At 62.7% G+C, this 11,009-nt stretch carries 14 protein-coding genes and 1 pseudogene; 13 read left to right on the forward strand and 2 right to left on the reverse strand.

The annotated features are described in order from the left end of the window. The first annotated feature begins 166 nt into the window (after nt 1–166). From BO996_RS16680 to BO996_RS16695, 4 genes are read left to right on the forward strand one after another with little or no spacing between them, the layout of a single operon-like run. Nucleotides 167–487, forward strand: a complete 321-nt coding sequence (locus BO996_RS16680; protein ID WP_232240340.1) for a recombination protein NinB — start codon at nt 167–169, stop codon at nt 485–487. Continuing rightward, nucleotides 487–1,041 (forward strand): nuclease domain-containing protein, encoded by a 555-nt coding sequence (locus BO996_RS16685; RefSeq protein ID WP_071955749.1) that lies wholly within the window; start codon nt 487–489, stop codon nt 1,039–1,041. The genes BO996_RS16680 and BO996_RS16685 overlap by 1 nt, the downstream gene beginning before the upstream one ends. 14 nt (nt 1,042–1,055) lie before the next feature. Then, a complete protein-coding gene (locus tag BO996_RS16690) occupies nt 1,056–1,409 on the forward strand; it encodes a hypothetical protein (RefSeq protein WP_071955751.1) in 354 nt (117 codons plus the stop codon). A 13-nt stretch (nt 1,410–1,422) separates the two neighbouring features. After that, nucleotides 1,423–1,746: a hypothetical protein gene (locus BO996_RS16695; RefSeq protein ID WP_071955753.1), complete on the forward strand. Its 324-nt coding sequence runs from the start codon at nt 1,423–1,425 to the stop codon at nt 1,744–1,746. Nucleotides 1,747–1,788: 42 nt separating this feature from the next. Here the strand turns inward: BO996_RS16695 and BO996_RS28810 are convergent, their stop codons facing one another. Beyond that, nucleotides 1,789–3,741 carry an IPTL-CTERM sorting domain-containing protein gene (locus BO996_RS28810; RefSeq protein ID WP_198041239.1) on the reverse strand — a complete coding sequence of 651 codons (1,953 nt, stop codon included), beginning with the start codon at nt 3,739–3,741 and terminating at the stop codon, nt 1,789–1,791. 188 nt (nt 3,742–3,929) lie between these two features. Here BO996_RS28810 and BO996_RS29735 point away from each other — a divergent pair, with 188 nt between their 5' ends. The 5 genes and pseudogenes from BO996_RS29735 (at nt 3,930) to BO996_RS29750 (ending at nt 5,814) form a co-directional block, all read left to right on the forward strand. After that, a complete protein-coding gene (locus BO996_RS29735; RefSeq protein WP_232240341.1) occupies nt 3,930–4,313 on the forward strand; it encodes a hypothetical protein in 384 nt (127 codons plus the stop codon). An 18-nt stretch (nt 4,314–4,331) separates the two neighbouring features. Further along, complete coding sequence (locus BO996_RS29740) at nt 4,332–4,598, forward strand: hypothetical protein (protein WP_232240342.1); 267 nt, start codon at nt 4,332–4,334, stop codon at nt 4,596–4,598. Between the two features lie 215 nt (nt 4,599–4,813). Continuing rightward, nucleotides 4,814–4,909: pseudogene (locus tag BO996_RS29950) on the forward strand (hypothetical protein); the annotation flags it as partial. A gap of 98 nt (nt 4,910–5,007) precedes the next feature. Continuing rightward, the gene (locus tag BO996_RS29745; RefSeq protein ID WP_269667634.1) at nt 5,008–5,403 is read left to right on the forward strand and encodes a phage terminase large subunit; all 396 of its coding nucleotides are present in this window, start codon (nt 5,008–5,010) and stop codon (nt 5,401–5,403) included. A gap of 15 nt (nt 5,404–5,418) precedes the next feature. Continuing rightward, nucleotides 5,419–5,814 (forward strand): hypothetical protein, encoded by a 396-nt coding sequence (locus BO996_RS29750; RefSeq protein WP_232240343.1) that lies wholly within the window; start codon nt 5,419–5,421, stop codon nt 5,812–5,814. A gap of 12 nt (nt 5,815–5,826) precedes the next feature. On the opposite strand, the gene BO996_RS16725 is transcribed toward BO996_RS29750, so the two are convergent. Continuing rightward, nucleotides 5,827–8,622, reverse strand: coding sequence for an IPTL-CTERM sorting domain-containing protein (locus BO996_RS16725; protein ID WP_232240344.1), 2,796 nt, complete (start codon nt 8,620–8,622; stop codon nt 5,827–5,829). Nucleotides 8,623–8,914: 292 nt separating this feature from the next. Here BO996_RS16725 and BO996_RS29755 point away from each other — a divergent pair, with 292 nt between their 5' ends. From BO996_RS29755 to BO996_RS29765, 4 genes are read left to right on the forward strand one after another with little or no spacing between them, the layout of a single operon-like run. Then, complete coding sequence (locus BO996_RS29755; protein ID WP_013802534.1) at nt 8,915–9,346, forward strand: hypothetical protein; 432 nt, start codon at nt 8,915–8,917, stop codon at nt 9,344–9,346. A 51-nt stretch (nt 9,347–9,397) separates the two neighbouring features. Then, nucleotides 9,398–9,868, forward strand: coding sequence for a hypothetical protein (locus BO996_RS29760; RefSeq protein WP_013802533.1), 471 nt, complete (start codon nt 9,398–9,400; stop codon nt 9,866–9,868). Further along, nucleotides 9,843–10,082 carry a hypothetical protein gene (locus tag BO996_RS16735; RefSeq protein WP_228676760.1) on the forward strand — a complete coding sequence of 80 codons (240 nt, stop codon included), beginning with the start codon at nt 9,843–9,845 and terminating at the stop codon, nt 10,080–10,082. Before BO996_RS29760 ends, BO996_RS16735 begins: the two co-directional genes overlap by 26 nt. Nucleotides 10,083–10,142: 60 nt before the next feature. Further along, nucleotides 10,143–10,802, forward strand: coding sequence for a phage capsid family protein (locus BO996_RS29765; protein WP_013802531.1), 660 nt, complete (start codon nt 10,143–10,145; stop codon nt 10,800–10,802). Nucleotides 10,803–11,009 lie beyond the last annotated feature (207 nt).

Consider the following 11,009-nt stretch of genomic DNA (forward strand, 5'->3'; position numbering starts at 1 on the left):
AGGCTGCGGGCCTGAAAATCTGAGGATTGAAGGACCTACTCCATATTTCTGTACTGACGGAGAGTCCTTGTTGTCGGATGTTCCATGAACTGCGAGATCAGCGATCGGGCTGATCAAGGTTCAGTGTGTAGGAGTTGCCGAAACGTGGACCTTCTATCACGACTTCGTGCTGGCCGAGATCGCGCGCCAGGTGGTCATCGACGGCCGCCGGCACTCGAAAGCCACCTGGAAGGAGCACTTCCGCGCCGAGTACCTGGGCAGCCGTGCGGTGACGCACCATGACCCGATCAGCGGCGCCACGACCACCACGCAGGAGCGCATCAGCACGGAGAGCCTGGGCGTGCGCGAGTACGGCGACCTGATCGACCGCGTGATGGCCCACGCCATCAACGAGCTGAACGTGGAGTTCCCGGCGACCTTTGAGGAGTGGGAGCGGGAGCAGACCCACCCGGACACCGGCGAGGTGATTGGCGGAGTGTGCCCCTGATGCGCCGCACTGCCTTCAAGTCCGGCGGGGCAGGGTTCCGCCGGCGGGCCGCTCCTGCGTCCCATGCCGCCCACGAGCTGGCGCGAGAGCAGCGCCTGGAGGCCCGCGCCATGGTCGAGGCCCGGCCGCGCGCTGCCACTGTGGCGCTCATCGACCAGCACCAGGTCGTGCCCGCGCCGAAGACCGTGGCCCAGCGCAACCCGCGCCTGCGTGCCCTGGCCAAGGGCCAGCAGTGCCTGCTGCTGGTACCGGGGATCTGCACCAACGACACCACGACGGTCGTCTGCTGCCACAGCAATCTGTCCATCCATGGGAAGGGCGAGCGCAGGAAGGCCGACGACCACTACAGCGCCTGGGGCTGCGCCGCGTGCCATTCCTGGCTGGACCAGGGGCCTGCACCGGCCGCGCGCAAGGAGGCCGCGTTCATGGCCGCGCATCTGCGCCAGGTCCTGGCATGGCGCGCGCTGGCCTACGCCCCGAACATCGATGCCCGCGACCGCGCCGCTGTGCTGTGGGCGCTGGGCCTTCTGAATGCAACACCTATTTTTTTCTGAGACCGGGGGAGAACATGACCACGATTGCCCGATACAACGCCCTGCGCCGCGAGCTGCTGCAGGTTGAGCTCGACCTAGCTGCATCCAAACGCGCCTACCTGTCGGACGGTATCAATTGCCCCCGCGGTGCCCGCGCAGTGCTGGAGGAGCGCCGCGCCGAGCTGCGTCTGGAGCTTCACGACCTGCGTGGATTGGTGGAGGAGTTGCGGGAAGCCGCAAAGAAGGCGAAGGGAAACCAGTTCCTGCTGGCTTTGATTGCCCGGTGCGAAGGGGTTGGCCGCCACGACCTAGTGCGCGCGGCGAGCGCTGAGGCCTCGCAATGGCTACGCGATCAGGGAATGGCCCAGACATACAGCGCGAAGGTGTGACTACTTGAGCTGCATGGACTGGATGGCTGGCCAGCTGGAGGGCTGGCACGAGGAGGGGGCGCGGCACAACAACCCGCGCCCTGCGGGCGTCATCCGCCCGGGCAGTGGCACCGACGTGCTGCTGCGGTTTCTACGCCAGGCCCCCGGGCGCTGTTTTTTCCATTCCGAGCTGGTCCTGGCCCTGGGCCGCAGCAAAGGGGAGATCGATTGGGCACTGCTGTACCTGGTGCGGGAGGGCCAGGTGGAAAGTCGGCTCACTGAGCTGCCGGCGCGCAAGCCTGTGATGCGGTATCGACTGGTAGCGGAGCAGGACATGCCAAAACTATCGACATCATGAACAAGGCCCGCAGTGGCGGGCCTTGTTGTGCGCGTTGCTCTATCAGTTGCGGCGGCGCATGCGGCGCAGGCCGAACATCGCCAGCAGGGCCGACATCAGGATCACGCCCCACTCGCTGAGCGTGGGAATGGCTGCTGTACCGCCGGGGCCTGCTGCTGCCAGCACGGGCACGAGAGGATCGCTGATGGCGCCCACGGCAGGGTTGGTGTCGCCTGGGCCGTTGTCGGTGATGGTATAGGTCACCGTGGTGCGCGCGCCGTTGACGATCACATTCAGCGAGGTGGCAGGGTTCATCGGGTCGAACCATCCGCCGGCTCCATCGGGCTTACGGAACTGCACGCCTTGAGGCAGCGGGCTGGGGTAGGTGAGGGTCATCGTCACAGATCCCGTGCAGTTTGCGGCGCTGAAGGCGAATTGGCCATTGGGCGCTTGCAGGTTCGGTGGAGTGGATGCCGCCGGGCCAAAGCCGCCGCCAGGTTGCAGCGTGCAGGTGGCTCCGCCACCGGACATCGTGGCCGTTGGTGTGCCTGCCATGCCTGGCACGCTGCCGGGCGCGCTCACCACTTCCAGCTTGCGTGGAGTGGCTTGTGCGTTGGCAGAGGCTGCGCCAGGGGTATCGTTTGTCGCCACGACGCTGAAGTCGTAGGTGAAGCCGTTGGTCAATCCCGTCACGATGATGGGCGAACCCGCGCCGGTTTGTGTAGTGATGCCAGGTGCACCGGGAGCGGCCACGGGAGTCGCTGTCACGGTGTAGCCAGTGATGGGGTTGCCACCGTTGGACGCCGGAGCAGTGAAGGTAACCGTAGCTTGGCCGTCCCCTGCTGTGACATTGCCTATGGTGGGAGCACCAGGCGCTGCCGCGTTCACCGTGAAGATTTGAGACACCTGAGGTGCTGGCAGGTAGGTTCCGTCGCCGCCTTGGTTTGCATCGACAGTGCAAGAGCCTGGGCTCACAAAAGTCAGCGCCCCGCCCGAGGTGATTGTGCACACTGCATTGGTAGTCGCCGTGAAGGCCACGGCTAGGCTGGAACTGGCAGTGGCGGGCAGTGTCGGCGTTGTGCCGAATGTCTGGGTACCAGGGTTCGCGAACGTGATGATCTGGGCTTGCCGGCCATCCACCAACACGCCTGCCGTGGCGTCTACGTTTGCCAGACTTAGGACAGCGTCAATGCCTCCGCTCCTCATCGTGCTCCCATTGAGATTAATGGACGAGCCCAATGTCACTCCATCGGCATCCGCATCACCCTGCTGCACGGTATACATGAAGAGCAGGTTGGAGGTGCCGCTGCCACCGACGAAGTTCGCTTGCCGGGCCGTTGAGCCAACAGTCAGCGGAATGGAAGGCGGGCCGCCGGCTGTGACCGTGACGGGAGCGTTGTACCGCACAGTGAACTGCAGGTTCTGACCTACGATATAGGTTCCATTGGCTGGAACGGCCACCGATTGCACTGAGGGCGCGGAGGCAGTCAGCGTGTAGTTCAATTGGGTTGAGCAACCGACGTGATCTGTGACGTAAACCGTATACGATCCGGCACCGAGCCCAGTCGCAGTAGCGGCCGTGCCACCAGAAGGGGACCATGAGTAGGTGTAGCCACCGTTGCCGCCGGAGGCGACAACCGTTGCGGAACCGTTGTTGCTGCTTCCGACTGGATTGACCTGCGACTTTGTGCCCGATACCACAGCTGCAGGCTGATCAACTGTCACAGTTGCTGTTCCCTGCAACAGGTTGTTGTCAGTCACCGTGACTGTGTATGTGGCTGCCGTGAGCCCCGTGGCGGTAGCACCTGTACCACCAGCAGGTGCCCAAGAGTAGTAGTAGGGTAGCGTGCCATTCTGAACGTTGGTGACCGTGGCGGTGCCGTTGGAGCCCCCATTGCACGAGACGTCGGTCTTGGATGCGGTTACGTTTAGCGATTGTGCGCTGGCAGAGCCTGCATAGGCGACAAGGGCAAAGGCGCTGCCCAGTACCCATGTGCGGAAATTCCCGGATGACATGTTGGTTCCCTTTTTTAGCAACGGCTCGCTCCCTGTAGCGCTGTATACCGAACACGTGCTCGATGGCCGAATGCGGTGCGAATTGTAGAAATTTGTGTCTTTTGTGTCCATAACTGAGATTTGGTAGCCGTTTGAAGTAGACGCGGTTCCGATGCCGCTGTCGTCCCAAGCCTGCCAGCGTCGGGGGGATGAGCAAGGAACACAAGCAGGCCCCGCAGTGGGAGCGCATTGAGTTGGACTACAGGGCCGGCATCAAGAGCCTGAGGCAGATAGCAGCAGAGCAGGGGATCAGCGAGGGGGCGATCCGCAAGCGGGCCAAGCGGGACGACTGGAGCCGGGACCTGTCGGAGCGCATCCAAGACAAGGCTGAGCAGCTGGTACGCAAGGAGGCGGTACGCAGCGAAGTACGCGCGGAACGCAGTGCGTCCGAACGTGAGGTGGTGGACGCGAATGCGCAGGCTGTGGCCACGATCCGGCTGGCGCACAGGCGGGACATCCAACGGGCGCGCAAGATCACCAATGCGCTTCTGGATGAGCTGGAGCAGATGGCGGACGCGGACACGGTGGCCTAACTGCAGGAGCTGGGCGAGATGCTGCGCTCGCCGGACGACAACGGCCTGGACAAGCTGAACGACCTCTACCAGAAGGTCATCAGCCTGCCGGAGCGCTCCAAGACCATGAAGGTGCTGGCCGAGAGCCTGCGCGTCGTGTTGGACATGGAGCGCCAGGCCTTCGGCATGAACGACAAGGACGCGGGCAAGGGGCCGAACGGCGGCGGCAACGTGGGCCACTTCGAGCTGCACTTCGTGGATGCGCCGGCGCGCGAGAACGATCCGCGATACGGGGAGAGCGCATGAAGCTGCCGCCACCCAGCACGCGGCCCACGGCCCTCGCGCTGTCCCTGGACGCGGCCCTGGCCGGTGAGAACCTGGAGCCGGACTTTGCTGAGGACTACGAGGTTGACCGCTCGCGCGTTCGGGTCGAGTTCCCCGCCAAGCTGCCCGGCCTGTTCCAGCCGAAGCGCTTCAAGGTCATGTACGGCGGGCGCGGGGCCAAGTCCTGGTCTGTGGCCATGGCCCTGCTGGTGATGGGCAGCAACCGCCCCATGCGTATCCTGTGCGCGCGCGAGATCCAGAAGTCCATGCGCGACTCGGTGCACCGCCTGCTGTCCGATCAGGTCGCGGCCTTGGGCTTGGGCGGCTTCTACGAGGTGCTGGACACGGAGATACGCGGCGCCAACTGTTTGCGGGCCTGCAGAGCCACACGGTGGACTCGATCAAATCCTATGAGGCCATCGACATCGTGTGGGTGGAAGAGGCCCAGAGCGTCAGCGCGCGCAGCTGGGAGGTGCTGGTGCCGACCATCCGCCGGCCTGGCTCGGAAATCTGGCTCACGCTGAACCCGGACCTGGCCACGGACGCCACCTATGCCCGGTTCATCGAGGCCGCCGACAGCGACACCTGGCTGTGCGAAATCAACTGGCGCGACAACCCCTGGTTTCCGGAGGTGCTGGAGAAAGAGCGCCGCCGGCACTTCAAGCGCGACCCGCACACCTACTGGAACGTCTGGGAGGGCCGCCCCAAGCCCACGTTGGCTGGCGCGATCTATGCGAAGGAGGTGGAGCGCCTGTACAACGACGAACGCGTGTGCATGGTGCCGTAAAACCCCAAGCTGCCCGTGCACACGGTCTGGGACCTGGGCTGGGCCGACAACAGGGCCATCGCCTTCGTGCAGCGCACGGCCATGGATTTCCGCGTCATCAACTTCATGCAGGACAACCAGAAGACGCTGGAATGGTACGTGGAGCAGATGGAGAAGCTGCCGTACCGCTGGGGCACGGACTTCCTGCCGCACGACGGCGCCCACGGCGACTTCAAGACCGGGCAGACGGCCCAGCAGATCCTGGAGGACATGGGCCGCGAGGTGGAGGTGCTGGAGCGCGCGGGCCTGGAGTCGGTTATGGCGGCAAAGGCTGATGGGCATGCAACTGATGCAGCCCTGATGAGTGATTCCTGGCCCAACACGTCGCGTTGGACGAGCGCGCGGGCGGGCAAAAGGAAAAGCCACCCTTAGGTGGCTTGTGTTTCAGACTTGTCGTCGCCGCATTCTTGCAAGTCCGAAAATTGACATCAGCGCCGACAACACGATGAGGCCCCACTCAGAAATCGTGGGAATTGCATGCGAAGCTGCAGGTGCCGCCAGCAGCATGGGTGCGAAAGGATCCGTGATCATGCCCGGGACAGTGGTCTCGTTGTCGCCCTCACCGTCATCCGTGACGCTGTAGCTCACCGAATTGCCATTGACAGCCAGGTCCGGCGGCGTGAACCAGCCGACCTGCATGGGCGGCTGGCCGTGGGGGCCATATTTTTGCATCGTCAACCCCGCCAGGCTGCCGGCCGGGTAGTCCACTTGCACCTGGAGCTTGGCGCCTGCGCAGCCGGTGGTACTGAAGAACAGCGCACCCACTGGGAAGGATGCATTCGCCGGTGCACTGGGAATGCCCGACGCACTGATGCGAAGGGTTCCGGGGGACACCGTGCAACCCGCCTGGGTGCTGGTGACCAGTACGGACGCACTGCCTGCGTTGCCGGGCAGCGGTACGGTTTCGGCGACCGGTGCTGTCACAGCTACTGAATAGGCCCGTGAGCCTGTGGCGCCGTTGGCATCCGTGGCCGTCACTGTAAAGCTGCTGGTGCCGCTGGAGGAAGGGGTTCCGCTGATGGTGCCCGTCGATGTATTGAGGGACATACCTGCTGGAAGGCTGCCTGAGCTGATGGTGTAGCTGTAGGGAGCGGTGCCACCCGACGCGCTGACCGTCGCGCTATATGTAGTCCCTTGGAGCCCCGCGTTCAGGGAAGCCGGCGCTACCGCCAAAGTCGGGGCACTGACGGTGATGGATACCGTGGCCGGGCTGGATGTGCCGCTGGTATTGGTGGCGGTGTAGGTGAAGCTGTCCGGGCCTGAGTAACCGGTTGTCGGTGTGTAAGTGATGCTGGTCCCGCTGGCCGTGGCAGTGCCGTGGCTGGCTGCGCTGGCGATGGCCACGCTAGTGGCGGCGCCGCCGCTAAGGTTCAATGTGATGGGGTTGGCACTGCTGTTGGCAGCAACCGTGGCGCTGACGGCGCCGGCGACGGGCGCTTGGGCATTGATTGCAAATGTGTAGGCTCTTGATCCCGTAGCGCTGTTGGCATCTGTGGCCGTGATGGTCAGGTTGGAGGTACCACTGGAGGAGGGCGTGCCGCTGATCACTCCAGTAGAGACGATCAGGCTCAACCCGATGGGAAGAGTGCCGGCGGTAATGGTGTAGGAGTAGGGCGCCATGCCACCGGAGGCAGACAAGGTGGTGCTGTAGCTTGAGCCGGTTGTGCCGATGGGCAGGCTGGTAGGAGTTAGCGCAATTGTCGGAGCGCTGACGGTGATGGATACCGTGGCCGGGCTGGATGTACCTGTGGCATTGGTGGCGGAATAGGTGAAGCTGTCCGGGCCTGAGTAGCCTGCCGTGGGTGTGTAAGTGATGCTGGTCCCGCTGGCCGTGGCAGTGCCGTGGCTGGCCGCGCTTGCGACCGCCACACTGGCAGCAGCGCCGCCGCTGAGATTCAGCGTGATGGGGTTGGAACTGCTGTTGGCGGCTACTGTGGCGCTTACTGGTCCAGCGACAGGCGCCTGGGGAGCGATCACGAATGTGTAGGCTTTTGATCCCGTGGCACTGTTGGCATCTGTGGCGGTAATGGTCAGGTTGGCGGTGTCACTGGCGAAGGGCGTGCCGCTGATCAATCCGGTGGAGGTATTCAGGGCCAGTCCGGGAACAAGACTTCCAGCGGTAATGGCATAGGTGTAGGGCGCGGTCCCCCCTGATGCCGAAACGGTGGCGTTGTAGGGGAAATTGACGAAGCCGTTGGGCAGGCTGGCCGGGGCTATGGCAACGGTCGGGGCACTGACCGTGATGGACACTGTGGCCGGGCTGGAGGTGCCGCTGGCATTGGTGGCGGAATAGGTGAAGCTGTCCGGGCCTGAGTAGCCCGCCGTGGGTGTGTAAGTGATGCTGGTTCCGCTGGCCGTGGCAGTGCCGTGGCTGGCTGCGCTGGCGACTGCCACGCTGGTGGCGGTGCCGCCACTGAGGCTCAGTGTGATGGGGTTGGCGCTGCTGTTTGCTGCGACCGTGGCGCTCACTGCCCCTGCAACAGGCGCTGGCACGTTGTAGGTATATCCATTGGTAAGAGTGGCCGAACCGCCAGGCGTAATGACCGCAACATTCACAGCGCCTGCCGCATGGGCTGGCGTGGTGGCCGTAATTGTGGTGGCGTTGTTGACGGTGTAGCCCAAGGCAGCTGTACCTCCGAAGCTGACTGCAGTGGCGCCCGTCAGATTGTTACCGGTGAGCGTGACCGAGGTGCTGCCGGCGGTGCTGCCGCTGTTGGGGGCGACGTTCGTCAGCGTGGGCACAGCGGAACTGGTGACCAACAGGTGATACGTGGCTACACCACCGTCGTTGTGGCCGTCATTCAGAGTGATGCTGAAGGTATACGCGCCGGCTGTGGTGGGGGTGCCATGCAAGAGCGTGGTCGCCGAGCCTGGCGAAGGGTCCAGTATGAGTCCTGGCGGGAGGCAAGGCGTCACTCCGTCATAGCTTGGATCCTCTGCGTCACACTCTACCCACATGTCCAAAGGCATTGTGCCCCCTATGGACGATATGGTGATGCTCATGGACTGTCCTACGGCGATGGTCGGTAGCGTGCTTCCTGTGACGGGGTTGGTGATAACTGGCGCCGCCGCATGGGACGAAGCTGCCAACATGAACAATTGCAAGAAAAAAACGGCGATCGCTCGAAGAAACCAAGGTACGAGCCGTATTTTTTGCGGAATTTTTATCATGTAGGCCATAGCTAATTACCTGGTTTTAGATTTGGAAGAATGCTTTTACTATTGAGAAATTCTTCTCAATTATTGCGATTAAGTCACGAAAAAACATAGCTTGAATGCACTCGTTGCTGTCAATGGCTAGAGTAGCGCTCAGTGATTTTAGTAATAAAAAGTATATTTTTCTATCACTGATTTCTCTGTACAAATAGCCGGCGTCGTTGGGTAAGGATGGTTGTCGGCGGTTTTTTCACCATGTTCCCCACTCGTACCAAGCCTGCCAACCTGCCGTGATTCAAACCACGTAAGGACGCACATGAGCTTGAACGACGACAACCTGCGCCTCCTGTCCGACGCCGAGCGTGAGGCCATGGAAGCCGACGACAACGACTACGACCCCGAGGAAGACAACGCTGCAGCGCTGGCTGCCCTGGGTCGCGGCCCCCTCGATGCGCAAGAGGAAGAAGAGGGCGACGACGACGCGGCTGACGCGGGCAAGGGCAAGCCCGAGCCCAGCACGCCCACCGAGCCCACTGAAACCACCGCTGCGCCCGCTGCAGCGCCCGCAGAACCCACCGATGCCACGCAGCCGACCGACGCACCGGCACCGAATCCGCAGACTGCGCAGCAGGCCGGCGGCTACCATGCAGAGCTGCCCGCCGACTACGACGCCCAAGTGAAGGCCAACAAGGATGCCGTGGCCGCCGCCCGCGCCAAGTTCAACGAGGGCGAGCTGGAGCAGACCTAACTGGACGCGGAACTGGACCGCCTGCAGGACGAGCGCGACCAGCTGCGCGACATGAAGACGCGCGCCACGGTGTCGGCCGAGATGCAGCAGCAGTCCACGCACCAGGCCTGGACGGCCACCATCAACGGCTTCTTCGAGGAAGCGGCCAAGAGCGCAGAACTGGGCATCGTGGACTACCGCAAGGACGCGGCCAAGCAGGCAGACCTGGATGCCATGGTGCGCGCGCTGGGCGCGGCGCCCGGAAACGAGCACAAGCCCATGCGCTGGTTCCTGGAGGAAGGGCACCGCTGCGTGGTGGCCCTGCATGGCATTGCCACGACAAAGAAGCCGGCGGACGTGCGGCGCAAGCCTGACGCCTCGGCCGTGGTCACCAACCTGGCCGACGTGCCCGGCGGCGCGGGCGATGCCGATCCCGTGAGCGACGAGTTCGCCGAGCTGGACAAGCTGGAGGGCCTTGCCTATGAGCGCGCGCTGGCCGCCATGTCCGAGGAAAAGCGTGATCGCTACAACCGCCTGGGCTGACACCGCCGGCATGCCGCCCACTTCCTCTACCCCCGACGCGCGCCGCATCTTCGTTGAGCTGCGCATGGGCGATGTGTTGGAGGTGGGCGGCGCCCGCATCCAGCTGGAATACAAGAAGGGGCAGGCCGCGCGAATGGTCGTTCTGGCAGCCCCTGAAACCACCGTCAAAAAGACACCGGCCGCGCTGCGGCCCGTACCAAGCCTGCCATCTTGAGGGCTGGAACATTTTTCAACCGGGGCGCTGGAGTGCTCGCTACCACACAGGAGCACTCCTATGGGCAAAACAGTGGTGGGCGTGAACAGCCCCCGCGCCGTCAAGCGCTTTTCCGGCAACCTGGCACTCGATGTGTCGCAGGCCTCGTACTTCGGCAAGCGTTTCGCGGCCGTGGGCCAGGGCGCCAAGACCCCTCTCCAACTGCTGACGGATCTGGAATCCGAAGCCGGCGACCTGATCAGCTATGACCTGCTGGCCGAGCTGCGCGTGGCGCCTGTCGAAGGCGACGATGTGCTGGAAGGCAAGGAAGAAGGCCAGCGCTTCTACACCGATGAGCTGTACATCGACCAGGCGCGTGCCGGCGTCAACACGGGCGGCCGCATGTCGCGCAACACACGCGGCGCCAACGGCCAGAGCAACGCCTACTACGAGAACCTCAAGCGGATCAACATCAGCGAGAACGAGTTCAAAGCCCGGGTACGGCGGGGCGAGGACGCCGATTCGGTTCTGGCTGATGTACCTCTGGCCAGGGCTCATGGCGCAGCGAAAGCGCTGGACAAGAAGATCTCTGACCTCCGCAAGTTCCGCCGGACGGTGCAGGCTGGGGATTCCCCTGACAAGCGCGACCAAATCAAGGCCATCAATCTGGAAATTGAGCTGTCAATGCGACAGTTGAACCGGGGCGTTCAGAATATGCTTAGTTATGTACGTAAGGAGTAATAAAAAGCAAACGATCGATTTTTTACTGCTGCTACCTACTCGTAAATATCTTTCTCAGTAAAACATTCGGATTGTGATCTAAAAGATGTCTTTTACTTGATAAATATTTTGGAGTTTACATCGTAGTTTTTCGAGCTGGTATCTATTGATAATGAATAGATCTTTGATATTGGTATTATTTATTGATTGCGATGGAGAAAATTATAT

This window comes from Delftia sp. HK171, from assembly GCF_001886655.1.
Classification (GTDB): Bacteria; Pseudomonadota; Gammaproteobacteria; order Burkholderiales; family Burkholderiaceae_C; genus Comamonas; species Comamonas acidovorans.